This is a genomic window from Streptomyces rimosus subsp. rimosus (assembly GCF_000720725.1).
GTDB classification, from domain to species: domain Bacteria; phylum Actinomycetota; class Actinomycetes; order Streptomycetales; family Streptomycetaceae; genus Streptomyces; species Streptomyces rimosus_A.
Genome location: NZ_JOCQ01000032.1, coordinates 1 through 17,285, shown reverse-complemented (window position 1 = coordinate 17,285; position 17,285 = coordinate 1). Strand labels below are relative to the sequence as shown.

Genomic DNA, 17,285 nt, shown 5'->3' with positions numbered 1-17,285 from the left:
CGGCTCGTGTCGTACGGCCCGCTCGCGCGCGCTCAGCCGATGCGCGTCAGCTTCGCGCCGAAGGTCGGTTCGGCGAGGTCCTTCTGCAGGGCCACCGGCACCTTGGCCGCCCTCGCCCCGGTGCCGACGGTCAGCTCGCCGACGACGGTGCCGGCCTTGGCCTCGTGGGGGACGGGCTTGCCGGCGGCCGGGCCGATCTTGAAGTCGATCTTCTGGCCGGGGACGCCGATCGCCTCCAGGTCCTTCGTCGCCACGACGGGCGTCTGACCGCCGACGCCGTCGTCCACGTAGCCGACGACCTGGCCCTTCTTGACGGTTGTGGCGGAGACCAGGGCGTTACGGATGGCTTCGATCATGGGCTTGGTGCGCTGCTGGACCAGGGCGAGGCTGTTCTCGCCGTTACGGTCCGGCCCCTTGGCGTGCTGCCCCATCGTGGCGCCCAGGATGAGCTGGTCCTTGCCGTCCACCGTCTTGTAGGCCGCCCACACCAGGGTTCCGCCGGCCGCCGTGCTGGAGCCGGTCTTGATGCCCTTGACGCTCAGCTCACGGGCCGTCGCGAGCAGCTGGTTGTTGTTGAAGATCCGCTCCGGCAGCCCCTTCTCCGCGTCGGGGAGCGCGACGATCGGCCTGAACGCGTCGAACTTCATGACCTCCTCGGCCAGCTTGAGCTGGTCGACGGCGGTGCTGACGGTGGTCTTGTTCAGACCGCTGGGGTCGGTGTACGTGCTGTTCTTCATGCCGAGGTCCTTGGCCGCGGCGTTCATCTTCTCGGCGAACTTCGCCTCGGACCCGGCGTCCCAACGGGCCAGCGCGCGGGCGATGTTGTTGCCCGAGGGGATCATCAGCATCTGAAGCATTTTGGCCTCGCTGTACTGCTGCCCCTCCTTGAGGCTCTTGATCGTCGACTCGCCCTCGGCCTTGCCCTCCTGCACCGTCTTGGCGTCGATCGTGAGCTTCGGTCCCTCTTCGTCCTTCTTGAGAGGGTGGTTCTTCAGAATCACGTACGCGGTCATGATCTTGGCGACACTCGCCGTCGGCACCGGCTTCTCGTCCCCGGACGTGCCCAGGTTGCCCGCGCCCACGACCTTCGCCGCCGCCTGGCCCTCGCTGGGCCACGGCATCTGGAACGGGCTGCCCCCGAACGTGAACGAGGACTTCTCGCCCAGCGCCAACGTCGGGTCCGGCAGCGGCCGCACCTGCTGGACGACCACGAAGATGATCGCCAACAGGATCACCACCGGGGTCCAGATCTTGAACCGGCGGGCGACCGACCGCATCGGGGTCTCGGGCGGCGGCGGGGTGTTGGTCAGCTGGGCCAGCAGGTCCAGCGGCGGGAGCGGCTGCTGCTTGGTCCGCTCGGAGTCCGGGAGTGCGCCGGGCTGCGCGGCCGTGCCGGTCGTCGCCCCGGCGGGCGCCTCGGGCGTGGCGGTCTTGGCTTCGGCTCCGGTGGTGCCGGCCGCCTTCGCGCCCCACTTCGTGCCCGGGGCGGCGTCCGGCTCGGCGGCCGGCTTCGTGTCCGTACCGGCGGCGGCCTTACCGGCCGCCGCCTTGGTGCCGGGCTTCTCCTCGGTCTTCGCGGCGTCCTTCTCCGCCTTGCCCGGCTTACCCGCCTTGCCCTGCTTGCCGGGCTTGTCGGCCACGACCGGGCGCGGCGGCTTGATCGGCTGCGGGTCGGTGGACTTCAGCGCCACGAACTGGCTGGTGCGCTCCCCGTCCGACTCCGCGGCGCCGGCCGGCCGTACGGCCTTGATCGCCGTGGTCGGCTGGTCGGCCGGCGGCTTGGGGGTCGACGGCTTGGCAGCAGCCGACGGCTTGTCGTCGGACTTGCCGGGGGCAGGAGCGGCCTTCGTACCGGGCTTGGCGTCCGCCTTGGCGTCGGCCTTCCCGGCCTCGTCCGCGCCCTTCGCACCCTTCGCGTCCTTCGCGTCCTTCGTGCCCTCGGCGGTCTTCGCGGAATCGCCGCCGTCCGAACCCTTCTGCTTTGCGATCGAGAACGCGCGCGTCGCGTTGTCGGCCGGCTTGCTCGCGGCCTCGTCGGCACTCGGCGCCTTGAAGATCGCGGTCGGCTGGTCGACGGACTTCGACTGCTTCACGACCTTGGGCTCGCCCTCGGTCGCGGAAGCGGCAGCGTCCTTGGCCGCGGACCCGGAGGAGTCCTTGGCGCCGCTCTCCGCGCCGGAACCCCCGGCGCCGCCCTTGACGCCGGAAGCGGACCCGGAAGCCTTGCCACCACCCTTGGAGGGGCTCTCAGAGGCGCTCTGAGACGTGTCCTCGGCCTCTGCCTTGGCGGCACCCTTGCCCGCGCCCCCGGAAGCGCCCTCGGCCGCGCTCTTGGCGCCGCTCTTCGCCGCGCCCCCGGTGGCCTTCTCCGTCGCCGTACCGGCGTCTCCCGACGCCTTCGTCACCGGCGCCTCAGCCGCCTCATCCTTCGCACGGTCTTCCGGCTCCGATTCAGGCTTCGGCTTCGACTCGCCCTCCGCGTCGCCACCAGCCGCGCTCTCGCCACCGGCCGCGCTCTCGCCACCGTCCTCGTCCGACGTCGCCACCCACGCGGCAACCGCTTCGCGCAGCCGCGCGTCACGGCCCTCGCCGTCCGCCCCGGCCTTGCCGTCAGCGGCGGCCTTGTCCGCCGTACCGGACTTGTCCACCGTACGAGCCTCACCGGCCGAACCCGGCTCACCCGCCTCAGCGACCGCGTCCGACTTCCCGGGCTTACCGGACTTACCGGTCTTCCCGGCCGCCGCACCCTCGCCCTCGGACCCGCCGGCCTTCCCGTCGCGCTCGCCGGCCTTCTCGTCCGGCTTCGGCGCCTCTCGGAAGACCGCGAGTCGCGGGTCGCGTTCGCTCCCCGTCGTCTCCCCCGACGACTGCTTCTGCTCCGGCTTGCCGGGGGACTCGCCCGCCACCTATGTCTCCTTCACACGTCGCGATACGTCGCGCTCTGTCTGGCCCAGTGTTCCCAAGTGTCCTGTGTCCGCGAGGCACGTCCGCACCGCCACGCGAAACGATGGGCGCCCCGCCCCACAAGAGGCGTCGCCAAGCAGCTAGACGAGAACGACATACCTACAGGTTCCCTGCCTAACCCCCCAGGCACTCTCGACAGATGAATGTGAGAGGGGTCACCCTGTCATTCATCCACGCGGGGAGGCATGGATGGGCAGGAGCCGCAGAACAATTCCGGAGGAGCTTCTGCTGCTCGCTTTGGACCCGGCAACGGGAACCACAGCGCAGCCGCAGTCGCTCGACCTCGGTCTGGCCGGGGCCCAGCTAGTAGAGCTGGCTCTGGCCGGACGGATAGCCCCAGACGGGGATCGTATCGCCGTGGTGCTGCCACGGCCGACCGGAGATCCGACTCTGGACTCCGCGCTCGAGTTGCTGCGACGCCGCGGCAGCCCGGTGCGCGCCGTCCACTGGATCGGCGGGCCCCGGCTGGGGCTGCGCCAGACGTATCTCACGCACCTGGAGCGGTGCGGCATGGTGCATGCCGTGGCGGGCCAGATGTGTGGGGTACTGCCGACGACTCGCTATCAGGCGACGGACACGGCCATCAGCCGGGAGATCAAGGCCCGGCTCGACAGCGCGATCCGCACCGGCGTGCCGCCGGACCCGCGGACCGCGGCGCTCGCCGCGCTGGCCCACGCGGTCGGCCTCGGCAAGCACCTGTATCCCGGGAACGAGGGGCGCTCCTCGCGCTCCCGCCTCCGGGACCTGATCCGGCACGACCCGATGGGCGGGCTGGTCGCACATGCCGTCATGGATGTGCAGAACGGCGTCGCGGCGCAGCCGAGGCGCGCACCGGTGGCGACCGCCACCGGGCCGGGAGCGGGCCGGCAGCCCGCGAGCCGCGTCGCGGCGGAACCGGCGGGCGTGCCGGTCCAGCCACGGCACGGTTCCATGGCCCGCGTCGGCGCGCGTTGACGCTCCGCGTCAGCGGAGGTTGACGGAGAACCGGGTACGACACGGGCAATTCACAGAGCGCACACACACCACGCACCACCCACGCATCACCCATGTGGGGCGCGCGTCAGCCGCACCCCCGTAAGACCCACCGCAAGACCCACCGCAAGATCTACCGCAAGACCGGCACCACAGCACCACCGTCCCCACAGTCCCGTTCGGGAGCCGCAGCAAGCGCGGGGTGGCGGGGCCGGCCGTTCCGGACGACGGCCGGCCCCGCCACCCCGCGCGCACGCCGGGGGCCGGTGCCGTCGCCGCGCGCGTACGTCCCGCCCGCCACTCGTACGTACGTCGGGCCCACCACCGCACGCGCACGTCCGCTCGCCTTGTGTGTCCATTCCACTGCGCCGCGCGGACCTGGGATGGCAATCTGCTGAGCAGGAGAAATCAGCAGTACGGAGCCGGAGGTGCACGTCCCGTGGCGTCCAACATCAATCCCACCGTCCGGCGTCGCCGGCTGGGCCAGGAGCTGCGCAGGCTCCGCGAGCTGAAGGGCATGACGGCCGAGGAGGTCGCCGAGCGCCTGCTCGTGTCGCAGTCGAAGATCAGCCGCCTGGAGAACGGCCGCCGCAGCATCAGCCAGCGGGACGTCCGGGACCTGTGCGGGGTCTACGAGGTCGACGACCACCGTGTGGTGGATTCGCTGATGCAGATGGCCAAGGATTCGCGGCAGCAGGGCTGGTGGCACGCGTTCGGCGACATCCCGTACAGCGTCTACATCGGCCTGGAGACCGAGGCGGCCTCGTTGCGGGTGTACGAGTCGCTGCTCGTACCGGGCCTGCTCCAGACGCCCGGATACGCCGAGGCCGTCATTCCCGGCACGGTCCCGGAGCTGACCCAGGAGCAGTTGGAAAAACGGATTCAGGTGCGGATGCGCCGCCAGGAGCGGGTCAACCACCCGGACAATCCGCTGCGGCTGTGGGTCGTCATGGACGAGAGCGCGCTGCGCCGGGTCGTGGGCAGCCACCTGATCATGCGCGAGCAGCTCGACCACCTCGTGGAGGTCAGCCACCTGCCGCATGTGACGGTTCAGGTGCTGCCGTACGACGCGGGCGCGCACGCCGGCATGTCGGGGACGTTCTCGATCCTGGAGTTCGACGACGCGGCCGATTCGAGCGTGGTCTACATCGAAGGCGTCACGAGCGATCTGTATCTGGAGAAGACCAACGACGTCCACAAGTACACGATCATGTACGAGCATCTGCGGGCCCAGGCGCTGAGCGCGGACCAGAGCCGGGAGTTCATCGCCTCGGCCGCCAAGAAGCACGCGGACAGCATGGCCTGACCAGGACGTCAGGATGGCTGAATCGGGGATTCCGGCGCGCAGCGTGGCACCGTACACCGGTGCACCCAGCCTTGAAAAGAGATCAAGGAATATGCCATACGGATGAGTGAACTGCTCCTGCCCTCGGTGATGTTGGCGCGTAGCGTCGGGTCTACCGAATCCGCGGCAACGCGGTGCACCTCAGAGCGAGTCGGAGTGAACATGGCCATTCAGCCCAATTCCGCATTCTCCTGGACGAAGTCCTCGTACTCCGGTGGAAACGGCGCCTGCGTCGAGATCGCCGCTCCGGCGTCGGCCGCCATCGCGGTACGCGACTCCAAGGACCCCGACGGCCCGCGCCTGACCTTCGGCACCTCCGCGTGGAGCACCTTCGTGGCGGACGTGAGCAAAGGCGCCCGCGACCTGACCTGAGCCGACGGGTTCAGGACGGGTCGGATGCGGATTCCGTTCGCATCCTTCTGGTCCGGTCAACCGCATGGCGCACGCCGCCATCCGTACACCGCATGGATGAAGAGCACCACCCCAGAGCCCTCTCGACTGGATCGCCGTCCCGGCCGAGGGGGCTCGGCCATGCCCGAGGAGGGCAGCGCACCCGTCCCCGCCCCGGCGCCTCAGCGCAGCTCGTCCACGTACCGGTCGGTGCCGGGCACCGTGGGCACGAACGGCGCGACCAGCTCCACCCGCCCCAGCCCCGCGTCGGCCACCTCCCCGTCCAGCCCCGTGAAGCAGCGCGTCCAGCACACGCGCGGGTCCTCCTGGAGGAACCACAGCAGCGTCAGCCGGTTGTCCACGCCCTCCACCTGCCGTACGTACGGCATCCGGTCGTCCGGGAGCGGCGTGGGCCGGAACACCGTCACCATGGCCGCGGGCGAGCCCGCCAGCCGGCGCGGCAGCCGATCGTCCCGCAGCCACCGGAGCAGCGCGGCCCGCCCGTCCGCGTCCGCCGCGTCGATGATCTCGACGACCAGTCCGGCGTACGGGTGGTCCAGGGCGTGGAAGTCGCGCGGGCCGCGGTCGCCGTCCCGGTAGACGGTGGCCACATGATCATGGAAGGCGGTGAAGACGTGGGTACGGGCGTGGTGGATGCGGCCGTCGGCGTTCAGGCGCCGGTTGATCGCGACGGTCCACCGCATGTGGTCGTCGTAGCGGCCCTCGGTGATCCAGTACGTGGAGAGATAGCAGCCCGCCGTGACCGGCCGGGCGACGGCGGAGCGCACCGGGCGGCGCAGGAGCCGGAGCTCGCGGGTGGCAACCCAGCGGCGCCCCGCGAAGATCCACGGCATCGCCATGGCCCCGGCGATGTAGTGGTCGTCCTCGTACCAACGGTTGTACGCGCGCTCCTGGCCGGGATGCGGCTCGACCATGGTGATCAGCGCGTGCCCCGGGCGCACGCCGTACGGACCGACGGCGGCCAGGTCGGCATAGGTACCGCTGTTGAGGACGGTGTGCTCGTCCGTGGCGGGAGGGGTGCGGGAGCCCCCGGGGGCTTGGGCCTGTTCGTCCGTACGAGGGTCGCGGGTCATGACTCTTAGGTTTAGCTGACGAGTCGTCAGTTGACGAGGACTGTGACAACCCCTGGTTCGCCGAAGCCACGACAGTCCCGGCGCCCCGGGCCCGCGGTAGCCTCCGCCGCCCCCCGGACTCGCAGCAGCCTCCAGCGCCCCGGACCCGCAGTAGCCTCCGCCGACCATCGCCCGTCGCCCGTCCCCCGGGAGGCGGGGGTTCACCATGCGGGCAACCCTGCACGGCCGCCGCACGTCCGCCTAAGCTCCCTGCATCCTGCACCTATCGAGGGACGGGCGTCTTCGCGCGCCCGGGGCGCAGGCGGTACCCGACGGGAGAACGTCATGCTGCACGACATCCGCCCCAACCCCGCTTCCACCCCCACCCCCGCACTGGCCACGCGTGCGGCGCACACCGGCGGCTCCCCCGTACGCGAGATCCTCGCCCTGACCGCCCGGCCCGAGGTCATATCCTTCGCCGGCGGGCTGCCCGCGGGCGAGCTGTTCGACGCCCGGGGCATCGCGGCGGCCTTCCGGCACGTACTGGACGAGACGCCGCGGCAGGCCCTCCAGTACTCGACGACCGAGGGCGATCCGGCACTGCGCGCGGCCGTCGCGGCCCGGGTGAGTGCCCGCGGCCTGGCCACCGGGGCGGACGACCTGCTGGTCACCACCGGCTCGCAGCAGGGCCTGTCGCTGCTGGCCACGGCGCTGCTGGAGCCGGGCGACACGGTGCTGGTCGAGGACCCGTGCTACCTGGCGGCGCTCCAGGTCTTCGGGTTCGCCGGCGCGCGGGTGGTGCCGGTGCCGACCGACGACGCGGGCCTGGACCCGGCCGCGCTGGACGAGCTCGCGGCGCGCGAGCGGCCGAAGCTGATCTACCTCGTGCCGACGTTCCAGAACCCGACCGGCCGGACGCTGGCCGCCGGGCGGCGGGCCGCGGTGGCCGAGGTGGCGGCCCGGCACGGACTGTGGATCATCGAGGACGACCCGTACGGCGAGCTGCGCTTCGAGGGCGAGCCGGTGCCGTATCTCGCCACGTTCCCCGGCGCCGAGGACCGTACGGCGCTGCTCGGCTCCTTCTCCAAGATCGTGGCGCCGGGCCTGCGGCTGGGCTGGCTGCGCGCGCCGGCCGCGCTGCGCCGCGCCTGCGTCGTCGCGAAGCAGGCGGCGGACCTGCACACCTCGACGGTCGACCAGGCGGCGATCGCCCGGTACCTGGCGGGCCCGGACCTGGACGCCCACCTGGACCGGGTGCGCGGCGCCTATCGGGCGCGCCGCGACGCCCTGGTGGACGGCCTGGGCGCGGCCCTGCCCGACGGCTCGCGCTGGAACCGGCCGGACGGCGGGATGTTCGTCTGGGCGACGATGCCCGCCGGGTACGACGCGACGGCGCTGCTGCCCGAGGTGGTCAGGAACGACGTCGCGTACGTCCCGGGGGCGCCCTTCTACGCGGGGCCGGCGGACACGGGGTCCATGCGGCTGTCCTTCGTGACGCATCCGCCGGAGGAGATCGAGGAGGGGCTGCGGCGGCTGGCGAAGACCTTGCGGAGCGCACAGCCGTAGCCACCGCGGACGCCACCGGCCTATCCTGACGCTCCGTCAGAAGCCAGCCCCGTCGGCGGCGCACCAAGCGCGCCGCCACGGGCGGCCCGGCCAGGAGGCGCGCATGCTGCTGCGGGACAAGACCGTCGTCGTGTCGGGTGTCGGCGCCGGGCTCGGGCACCAGGTCGCGATGGCGTGCGTACGGGACGGCGCCTCGGTGGTGCTCGGTGCCCGTACGGAGTCCCGGCTGGCGGGGACGGCGGCACAGGCCGACCCGTCGGGCGAGCGCGTCGCGTGGCGGGTGACGGACATCGCGGACGAGGAGCAGTGCACGGCGCTGGCCGCACTCGCGGACGAACGCTTCGGCGGCATCGACGCGGTCGTCCAGGTGGCCGCACTGGACTCGCACTTCGGCGGGCTGGCCGACGCCGACTTCGACGCCTGGCAGCGGGTCGTGGACATCAACCTCATCGGCTCGCTGCGGATGATCCGCGCCTGCCTGCCGTCGATGACGCAACGCGGCGGCGGCTCGGTCGTGCTGATCGGCACCCAGTCGTCGGTCGCGGCGCCCACCGAGGTGCGGCAGACGGCCTACGCGGCCTCCAAGGGCGCGCTGGTCTCGGCGATGTACGGGCTCGCGCGCGAGCTGGGGCCGCGCCGGATCCGGGTCAACACCGTGCAGCCGGGCTGGATGTGGGGCCCGCCGGTCGAGGCGTACGTACGGTACGCGGCGCACACCGAGGACGTACCGGAGCGCGAGGTCCTCGACCGGCTCACCGCGCGGATGGCGCTGCCGGAGATGGCGACGGACGCCGATGTGGCCGAGAGCGCGGTCTTCCTGGCGTCCGACCGGGCGCGGGCGATCACCGGCCAGTCGCTGCTGGTGAACGCCGGCGAGATCATGCGCTGACGGCTGCGCCGTCCGGTATCCCGGCACCGCCACCCACGGCCCCCACCGCCCCGCGAAGGGCCCGCCCGAGACGTGCCCGTCCAAAAAGTTCCCGCCCGACGCAGGTCCAGACGCGGGTCCCGACACGGGTCCAGACGCGGGTTCAGACGTGTGCCCCGGCAACCCCTCCGTCGACCGCAACAGCACACAATCGTTCGCCGAGCTGACAGCAGTTCACATCCTTGACCGCCGGGCCCCTTGACCACCCCTCGTCATGAACGGTTCAATCCCCGAAGTCCCCGCTCCCGCACGGGGGTGCCCGCCCCGCGGAACGTACGGCGATGTGTTTCCCGTTCACAAGGCGGACCCCTGGAGGGGCCATGAACACTCTCGACTGGGCCGTGCTCATCGGCTACTTCGGCGTGATGGTCGCGATCGGCGTGTGGTCCCACCGGCGCGTGGACGACGTGGGCGACTTCTTCACCGCGGGCGGCCGGATGCCGTGGTGGCTGTCCGGCATCTCGCACCACATGTCGGGCTACAGCGCGGTGATGTTCACGGGGTACGCGGGCATCGCGTACCAGTACGGCATCACGTCCTACGTCACCTGGTCGTTCCCCATCGCGATCGGGATCGCCATCGGGGCGCGCCTGTTCGCCGGGCGGCTGAACCGGCTGCGGTCGCGGCTGCATGTCGCCTCGCCGCTGGAGTACCTGAAGAGCCGCTACAACCTGCCCACCCAACAGGCGCTCGCCTGGTCCGGCGTGCTGCTGAAGATCGTGGATGTGGGGGCCAAGTGGGCGGCGATCGCCACCCTGCTGTCCGTCTTCACCGGCCTCACCCTCAACCAGGGCATCCTGATCACCGGCGCCGTCACCGGCGTCTACTGCACGGTCGGCGGCCTGTGGGCGGACGCGCTCACCGAACTGGGGCAGTTCGTCATCCAGTTGCTCGCGGGAGTGGCGATGCTGGTGACCGTGCTCGCCGAGCTGGGCGGGGTGAGCGCGCTGTGGACGGTGTGGGACCGGCTGCCGGACAGCCACGCGCAGCCGACGGTCGGCCCGTACACGCTGACGTTCCTGCTCGCGTACCTCTTCATCAAGACCTTCGAGTACAGCGGCGGGATGTGGAACCAGGCGCAGCGCTACATGGCCACCCGCAGTGCCCGCGAGGCGCGGCGATCGGCGCGGCTGTCCGCCGTCCTGTGGTTCGTGTGGCCGGTGGTGCTGTTCTTTCCGATGTGGGTCGCGCCGCTCCTGGTGAAGGCCGAGAAGCCGGACGCGTCCGACTCGTACGCGCTGCTCACCGAGCACCTCCTGCCCCACGGCCTGCTGGGCCTGGTCATCGTCGGATTCCCCTCACACACGATGGCCATGTGCTCTTCCGACGCCAACGCCATCTCGGCCGTCTTCACCCGGGACATCGCGCCCGCGCTGCCGAAGCTGGGCGCGCGGGCGCGCACCTGGTCGCACCGGGCGGGCCTGCTGGCGGCGCGCCTGTCCACCGTGGCCTTCCTGGCCCTGTCGATGGCCATCGCGACACAGGTCAATTCGCCCACGTTCAAGGACATCATCACCGTCGTGATCAAGTGGGTGGCCGGGCTGGTGGGGCCGATCTCGATCCCGTTCCTGCTGGGCATGGTGCCGCGCTTCCGCAGGTCGGGGCCGACCGCGGCGCTGGTGTCCTGGGCGGCGGGCCTGTTCGCCTTCTGGCTCACCAACTACGGGCTGACCGGCGTCCAGCTCCAGATCCAGATCGTGGCGCCGGTGGCCACCTCGCTGGTCCTGTACGTCCTGATCGGCCACCTCAAGCCGGAGGACACGCCGGAGCGGGACGCGGTGCTGGCCCGTATCAACTCCGATGACGACGGGGACGGCGAAGCCGGCAAGGACGGCAAGGGCGGGGAGGAAGGCGACGGCGCCGATGGTGCGGGCGCCGCCGCCCGGCCTCCTACTTCGTGTAACCGATCCGCTCGTAGATGATGTCGGCCATGCCCTGCGCGCCCAGGTTGGCCAAAGTCTTCTTCGCCGCGGTGATCTCGGGCAGCTGATAGGTGGGCAGCACGCCCGCGGTCCGCCACGCCTCCGCGTCGGCCTCGTTCACCGCCTCCAGGGCCGCGGCCGGGTCGGTGGTGCGGCCGGCCTTGTCCAGCAGGTCGTCCAGCTTCGCGCTGCCGGTCTTGGAGATGTTGCTGCCGCCGTCGGACGCGTAGATGTTGCTCGATCCGGTGGCGGAGAACGGCGTACGGGAGAAGCTGTACGGCGCCACGTCGAACTCGCCCGGGGTCAGGTACTTGTCGAAGAACTCGTTGACCGGCACCGTACGGACGTCCAGCTGCACACCGACCTGGGCCCACATCTGGGTGAGGATGGTGGCCTCGTTCTTGGAGGCGGGCTGGCCGGTGGGGATCACGAAGCGCAGCTTCAGCTCCTCGCCGCCCTTCTTGCGGATCTTGCCGTCCAGCTTCCAGCCTGCCTCGTCGAGCATCCGGCCCGCGGCCTTCGGGTCGTACGCGGCGAGGTCGCCGGCGTTGTTGCGGTAGCCCTTCTGGTTGGGCACCAGGAAGTGGTTGTTCAGCGGCTCGGCCTCCCAGTTCAGGCCCTTGACGCTGGACTTGACGAGGGTGTCGCGGTCGGTGGCCTTGAACAGCGCCTTGCGTACATCGGGGTCGCTGAGCTTCGGGCTCTTGCCGTTGAAGGTCAGGTGCCGGTAGTTGGGCCCGCCGGCTTCCCGTATCTCACCGGACTTGACCGTTGACGCCTGCTTGAAAGCGGCGACACCGGCGTTGAGGTCGAAGTAGTCGATCTCCCCGTTGGCGTAGGCGGCGGGCATCGACTCGGTCGTCATCGCATGGAAGACGATCTTGTCGAGTCTGGGCTTGTCGCCCCACCAGCCGGGTTCGGGCACGAGGGTGACGGTCTGCGCGGTCTTGTCGATGCCGGCGAGCTTGTACGGCCCGGCGGTGAGCGGGATCTTGTTGAGGTACCCGGTGGTGAAGCCCTCGGCGTCGGCCATGTACTTCGCCGGGTAGAGCGGCGTGTTGTTGGGCGCGCCGAACAGGGCGCGCCAGTCCGCGTACGGCTTGTCGAAGGTGAGGACGGCCTCGTGGTCGTCCTTGCCCTTGCGTACCGACGACACGTCCTCGTACCCGGCCGGGGAGCCGACCTTGAACGCCGCGTCCTTGCTGCTCATGGCCCGTACGTTGGCCTCCAGGTCCCGGTAGGTGATCGGGGTGCCGTCGGACCACTTCGCCTTCGGGTTCAGCCGGTACGTGACGATCTGCTTGCCACCCTCCGTACGGCTGGCCGCGTCCAGCAGGAAGGCCTTGTTCGGGACCTGCTCGCCGTTCGGGGACGAGTGCCACAGCGACGGCATCAGGGCCTCGACGACGGCGTTGGTGGCGGCCTGGTTGCCGTCCACCTCCATCTCGTTGAACTGCACGGGGAACTGGTCGATCGCCCAGTTCAGCGTCCCACCCTGCGTCAGCTGCGCCGGGTCGGTCCGGTTGATGTCCAGCGCGGTGGTCTTCGGCGCTTCCTTCTTGCCGCCACCGCCCTCGTCGTCCGACCCGCCGCAGGCGGTCAGCGCCAACGACGCCACCGCGGCGGTGGCGACGAGGGAGAGCGGAACTCTGGAGTGCTTCATTGCGGAGATCGTTCCCTTTCTCGACTGGACTGACGAAAACACAGGGATGGTGCGGTGCGGGAGTGGTTCTTCAGCCTCCTGCCGGCGGGGCGGGGTGGTGGCAGGCGGATTGGTGGGGGGCGACGGCTCCCGGGTCTCCCGGCCGGTGGCCGGGCGCGACCGGGCGTAGCAGCGGGTCGTCCTCCTGGCAGCGCCGCTGCTCCGGTGCGCCGAGCGTCGCGTACAGCGGGCAGCGGCTGCGGAACCGGCAGCCGGACGGCACGTCCGCCGGGCTCGGCAGGTCGCCGCTCAGCAGGACCCGGGTCCGGGCCCGTTCCTTGCGCGGGTCGGGCAGCGGTACGGCGGAGAGCAGGGCCCGCGTGTACGGGTGGGACGGCGCGGCGAAGACCTCCGCGGTGCTGCCCGACTCCACGATGCGGCCCAGGTACATCACCGCGATCCGGTCCGCGCTGTGCCGTACGACGGCCAGGTCGTGGGCGACGAGCAGATAGCTCAGGCGCAGCCGGGCCTTCAGCTCGGCCAGCAGGTTGAGCACACCGGCCTGGACCGACACGTCCAGCGCGGAGACCGGCTCGTCCAGCACCAGCAGCCGCGGCTCCAGGGCCAGGGCGCGGGCGATGGCGATGCGCTGGCGCTGGCCGCCGCTGAACTCCCGTGGGTAACGCCCGGCGTCCTCTGCGGCCAGCCCGACCAGCTCCAACAGCTCGGGGACGCGCGCGGCGATCCGGTCCTTGGGGACACGGTGGGTGCGCAGCGGCTCGGCGAGGATGGCACCGGCCGGCATCCGCGGGTCCAGGGCGGCGGCCGGATCCTGGAAGACGATCTGGAGGTCACGGCGCAGGCTCTTGCGCCCGGCACGGTCCAGCTCCCGCACGTCCCGCCCGAAGAGCCGGACGGTACCGGCCGCCTGCCCTGCCGCCAAGTCCATGATCTCCAGCAGGGTGGTGGTCTTCCCGCAGCCGGACTCGCCGACGAGGGCGAGCGTCTCTCCTTCCCGGATGGCGAGATCGATACCGTCGACGGCTCGTACGGTGCCGATGGTGCGTTTGAGGAAGGTTCCTCGGGTGAGGGGGAAGTGTTTGGTGAGGTTGGTTACTTGGAGGATGGCGGGGGTTGGGGTGGGGCTGGGTGGGGTGGGTGATGGGCTGGGGGTGGTGGGGCTGGGGGTGGTTGTGGTGGGCGGTGGCGTGGTTCCGGCTCGCCGCCCTTGGGTAACCCCCTGCTGGGGGGTCGAATCCGTTCGATTCGGCCTAACAGAGGCGCGGTTTGCGGAGGCGGAAGGCGTAGGCAGCGGGCTGCCGAAGATCTCCTCCCGCGGCAGGCTCCCCCCGGCGATCTCCCCCTCCCGGTGGCAGGCAACGGTGTGTCCGCCCTCCGTACCCCAGGCCGTATCTCGGGCCGTACCCTGGGCCGGGCCCCAGGCCGTATCCCGGGCCGGAGCAGGCTCCGTCTCCCGGCAGCGGGCCTCGGCGACGGGGCAGCGTGGCGCGAAGGGGCAGCCGGGCGGCAGGGAGGACAGCGACGGCGGGGTGCCGTGGATGGGTACGAGCGGCACGCCGGCCGGGCCGTCCAGACGCGGCGTGGCGGCCAACAGGCCGATCGTGTACGGCATTCGGGGCCGGTAGTAGATGTCATCGACCGTCCCGTACTCCACCGGTCGCCCCGCGTACATCACCTGCACCCGGTCCGCGAAGCCCGCGACCACCCCCAGGTCGTGCGTGATCAGGACGATCGCGGCGCCGGTCGCCTCCCGAGCGGTCTTCAGCACGTCGAGGATCTGCGCCTGGACGGTGACGTCCAGGGCGGTGGTCGGCTCGTCCGCGACGATGACCCGCGGGTCGTTGGCGATGGCCATGGCGATCACCGCGCGCTGCCGCATCCCGCCGGAGAACTCGTGCGGGAAGGCGTCCGCGCGCCGGTGCGGATCGGGAATGCCGACCAGGTCCAGCAGCTCGACGGCGCGCGCACGGGCGGCCTTGCGGCTCAGGTCCTGGTGGACGCGCAGCGCCTCCACGAGCTGGCTGCCGACGCTGTAGACGGGCGTGAGGGCGGACAGCGGGTCCTGGAAGACCATGCCGATGCCGATGCCGCGGATCCCGGACAGCGCGGCGTCGTCCAGGCCGAGCAGTTCCCGGCCGTCCAGCCGGACGGAGCCGCGTACCTCCGTACCGTCCGGCAGCAGCCCGAGTACGGCCTGCGCGGCGGCGGATTTCCCGGCGCCCGACTCGCCGACGACGCCGAGCACCTCCCCCGGGCGTACGGCGTAGCTCAGACCGCGTACGGCATGCACCGGGCCGGTCTCGCCGGGGAAGGTGACGTGCAGGTCGGTCACACGGAGTACGGGCTCGGGGGCCGATGCCTCCGGGGCGGCGGTGCGCTGTTCGGTCACCGGAGGCGGCCTTCCGCGACAGCGCTGTTCCCGCGCTTCCCGCGCCTCCTGACGCGCGCCTGCGCCCCCGCGGCGTCAGGGTCCAGCGCGTCCCGCAGCCCGTCACCCACGAAGGCGAGCGCCACCCCGATGAGCACCAGGCACCCGGCAGGGAAGAAGAACAGCCACGGGTAACTCGCCGCCATGTTGGTGTTGTCCGCGATGACCGTGCCCAGCGACACGTCCGGGGGCTGCACCCCGAAGCCGAAGTACGACAGCCCGCTCTCCCCGATGACCGCGGCCCCGGCCTGGATGACCGCCTCGATGATCAGCAGCGAGGCCATCTGGGGCAGGATGTGCCGGAAGACGATCACCGGTGCCGGTACGCCCAGGTACTTCGCGGCCTTGACGTACTCCCGTTCCTTGAGCGTGAGCGTCACACTGCGCACCACCCGCCCGGTGATCATCCAGCTGAAGGCGGCCAGCAGCACGACGAAGACCGGCCAGCCCGAGCCCCGTACCAGGGGTGACAGGACGGCGACGAACAGGAACGCGGGCATCACCAGCAGCAGATCGACGGTGCCCGTCAGGAGGCGGTCGGTCCAGCCGCCGAAGTAGCCGGCGAAGGCGCCCACCACGGCCGAGAGGAAGGTGGAGACCACTCCCACCGAGAGGCCGATGACCAGCGACTTCTGGAGCCCGCGCAGGGTGAGCGCGTACAGGTCCAGGCCGCTTTGCGTGGTGCCGAACCAGTGGTCGGCGGACGGCCCGGACAGGAGGTTCAGGAAGTCATGGGTGCGGTGGTCCCACCGGGCCGGCAGCGGGCCCACGTACGCGGCCAGGAAGAGCAGGACCAGCAGCGCGAGGCCGAGCAGCGCGAGCCGGTTGCGGGCGAAGCGGCGGGCGGTCAGGCGGATGCGGGATGCGGTGGGTTCGAGGGACCTGGGGTGGTCACATGCCGTCTGCTCGGCCGGTGACGTGCGGCGGGCGTCCACGGTACGCATCACCGCACCCGTACGCGGGGGTCCAGCGCCGCGTACAACAGGTCCGAGAGCAGGCCCGCGACCACCACCAGGGCGGCGGTGAACAGGCCGACCGCGGCCACCGAGTTGACGTCCTGGTCGCCGACCGAGTCGACGAGCAGCTCCCCCATCCCGTGCCAGCCGAAGGTCTTCTCCACGAAGGTGGCACCGGCGAAGAGCAGCACGATGTTGTAGACCAGCAGCGGTACGACCGGCAGGACGGCCGTGCGCAGCCCGTGCCGTACCAGCGCGGTGCGGCGGCGCAGGCCCTTGGCGCGAGCGGTGCGCAGGAAGTCGGCACCGAGCACGTCCAGCATGGTGCTGCGCTGGTAGCGGCTGTAGAGGGCGACCTGCACGATGATCAGGGTCAGCGCGGGGAGCAGCATGTGCTGGGCGCGGTTGAGCAGGGCCGCGGGGTCCCACCGGCCGGCGTACTGCGCGTCGTACTCACCGAGCACCTTGATCGTCTGGGTGCCGTCGTTGAGGGCGGTGGCCCCGATCTTCAGCGCCACACCGATCACGAACACCGGCATGGCCAGCACGAAGAACGAGGCCAGGGTGGAGAACCGGTCGAATAACCGGTACTGGCGGATCGCGCCGTACGCACCGACCGCCACGCCGAGCGCCGAACCGACGAGGGTGGCCAGGAGCAGCAGCCGTGCGCTGACGCCGACCCGGCGCCCGAAGTCGTCGTTGACGGAGTCGCCGTCGACGGTGCGGCCGAGGTCGCCGTGGGCGACATCACCGGCCCAGCGCGCGAAGCGGACCACGACCGGGGTGTCCGGGTTCATGTTGTAGTCGTCGAGGGTGCGGGTGATGGCGGCCTCGGGCAGCGGCGGGTTGCGGCCCTCGAACCGGGCCCGGGGGTTGAGGCTCAGCCCCGCGAGGAAATACGTCAGCGACGCCGCCACGGCCACCAGAACCAGGTAACCGGCCATCCTGCGCAGCAGGTAGCGGCCCATGGTGACACTCCCCCTCACACGCCTTCGACGCGAACCACCCGCGTCCCCCTGGGCTGTTCTCGCATGCGCGGGGCCGGTTTGTCGACCAAGGGTGGGGCAAAGGGGGGCAT

Annotated in this window: 12 protein-coding genes; 6 read left to right on the top strand and 6 right to left on the bottom strand. The window is 71.1% G+C overall.

Features of this window, described 5'->3' with window-relative positions:
- Positions 1-32: 32 nt before the first annotated feature.
- Positions 33-2,906, bottom strand: coding sequence for a serine hydrolase (locus IH45_RS0118150; protein ID WP_030668857.1), 2,874 nt, complete (start codon positions 2,904-2,906; stop codon positions 33-35).
- Positions 2,907-3,153: 247 nt separating this feature from the next.
- On the opposite strand from IH45_RS0118150, the gene IH45_RS0118145 reads away from it, so the two are divergent.
- From IH45_RS0118145 to IH45_RS0118135, 3 genes are all read left to right on the top strand, one after another.
- Positions 3,154-3,918, top strand: coding sequence for a GOLPH3/VPS74 family protein (locus IH45_RS0118145; protein ID WP_030668854.1), 765 nt, complete (start codon positions 3,154-3,156; stop codon positions 3,916-3,918).
- A gap of 457 nt (positions 3,919-4,375) precedes the next feature.
- Positions 4,376-5,242 (top strand): helix-turn-helix domain-containing protein, encoded by an 867-nt coding sequence (locus IH45_RS0118140; RefSeq protein ID WP_030591403.1) that lies wholly within the window; start codon positions 4,376-4,378, stop codon positions 5,240-5,242.
- Between the two features lie 201 nt (positions 5,243-5,443).
- Entirely contained in the window at positions 5,444-5,653 is a 210-nt protein-coding gene (locus IH45_RS0118135) for a DUF397 domain-containing protein (RefSeq protein WP_030668851.1), read from the top strand.
- A 200-nt stretch (positions 5,654-5,853) separates the two neighbouring features.
- On the opposite strand, the gene IH45_RS0118130 is transcribed toward IH45_RS0118135, so the two are convergent.
- Complete coding sequence (locus tag IH45_RS0118130) at positions 5,854-6,765, bottom strand: hypothetical protein (protein ID WP_030668849.1); 912 nt, start codon at positions 6,763-6,765, stop codon at positions 5,854-5,856.
- A 324-nt stretch (positions 6,766-7,089) separates the two neighbouring features.
- Here IH45_RS0118130 and IH45_RS0118125 point away from each other — a divergent pair, with 324 nt between their 5' ends.
- The 3 genes from IH45_RS0118125 (at position 7,090) to IH45_RS0118115 (ending at position 11,160) form a co-directional block, all read left to right on the top strand.
- Complete coding sequence (locus IH45_RS0118125) at positions 7,090-8,310, top strand: aminotransferase-like domain-containing protein (RefSeq protein ID WP_030668846.1); 1,221 nt, start codon at positions 7,090-7,092, stop codon at positions 8,308-8,310.
- Positions 8,311-8,413: 103 nt separating this feature from the next.
- Positions 8,414-9,199: an SDR family oxidoreductase gene (locus IH45_RS0118120; protein WP_030668843.1), complete on the top strand. Its 786-nt coding sequence runs from the start codon at positions 8,414-8,416 to the stop codon at positions 9,197-9,199.
- A gap of 359 nt (positions 9,200-9,558) precedes the next feature.
- A complete protein-coding gene (locus tag IH45_RS0118115; protein WP_030668840.1) occupies positions 9,559-11,160 on the top strand; it encodes a sodium:solute symporter family protein in 1,602 nt (533 codons plus the stop codon).
- Here IH45_RS0118115 and IH45_RS0118110 read toward each other — a convergent pair.
- The 4 genes from IH45_RS0118110 to IH45_RS0118095 form a co-directional block, all read right to left on the bottom strand.
- On the bottom strand, positions 11,129-12,823 hold the full coding sequence (locus IH45_RS0118110) for an ABC transporter family substrate-binding protein (protein WP_030668838.1): 1,695 nt from the start codon (positions 12,821-12,823) through the stop codon (positions 11,129-11,131). The genes IH45_RS0118115 and IH45_RS0118110 overlap by 32 nt on opposite strands.
- A gap of 70 nt (positions 12,824-12,893) precedes the next feature.
- On the bottom strand, positions 12,894-15,212 hold the full coding sequence (locus IH45_RS0118105; protein WP_030668835.1) for a dipeptide ABC transporter ATP-binding protein: 2,319 nt from the start codon (positions 15,210-15,212) through the stop codon (positions 12,894-12,896).
- A complete protein-coding gene (locus IH45_RS0118100; protein ID WP_030668832.1) occupies positions 15,209-16,195 on the bottom strand; it encodes an ABC transporter permease in 987 nt (328 codons plus the stop codon). Before IH45_RS0118100 ends, IH45_RS0118105 begins: the two co-directional genes overlap by 4 nt.
- On the bottom strand, positions 16,195-17,175 hold the full coding sequence (locus tag IH45_RS0118095) for an ABC transporter permease (RefSeq protein ID WP_030668830.1): 981 nt from the start codon (positions 17,173-17,175) through the stop codon (positions 16,195-16,197). The genes IH45_RS0118100 and IH45_RS0118095 overlap by 1 nt, the downstream gene beginning before the upstream one ends.
- Positions 17,176-17,285: the final 110 nt, after the last annotated feature.

Bases quoted from the DNA above. Each gene is read 5' to 3' on its own strand.
- IH45_RS0118145 (WP_030668854.1), top strand. From the start codon at position 3,154: ATGGGCAGGAGCCGCAGAACAATTCCGGAGGAGCTTCTGCTGCTCGCT.
- IH45_RS0118135 (WP_030668851.1), top strand. From the start codon at position 5,444: ATGGCCATTCAGCCCAATTCCGCATTCTCCTGGACGAAGTCCTCGTAC.
- IH45_RS0118130 (WP_030668849.1), bottom strand. From the start codon at position 6,765: ATGACCCGCGACCCTCGTACGGACGAACAGGCCCAAGCCCCCGGGGGC.
- IH45_RS0118125 (WP_030668846.1), top strand. From the start codon at position 7,090: ATGCTGCACGACATCCGCCCCAACCCCGCTTCCACCCCCACCCCCGCA.
- IH45_RS0118120 (WP_030668843.1), top strand. From the start codon at position 8,414: ATGCTGCTGCGGGACAAGACCGTCGTCGTGTCGGGTGTCGGCGCCGGG.
- IH45_RS0118115 (WP_030668840.1), top strand. From the start codon at position 9,559: ATGAACACTCTCGACTGGGCCGTGCTCATCGGCTACTTCGGCGTGATG.
- IH45_RS0118110 (WP_030668838.1), bottom strand. From the start codon at position 12,823: ATGAAGCACTCCAGAGTTCCGCTCTCCCTCGTCGCCACCGCCGCGGTG.
- IH45_RS0118100 (WP_030668832.1), bottom strand. From the start codon at position 16,195: ATGCGTACCGTGGACGCCCGCCGCACGTCACCGGCCGAGCAGACGGCA.
- IH45_RS0118095 (WP_030668830.1), bottom strand. From the start codon at position 17,175: ATGGGCCGCTACCTGCTGCGCAGGATGGCCGGTTACCTGGTTCTGGTG.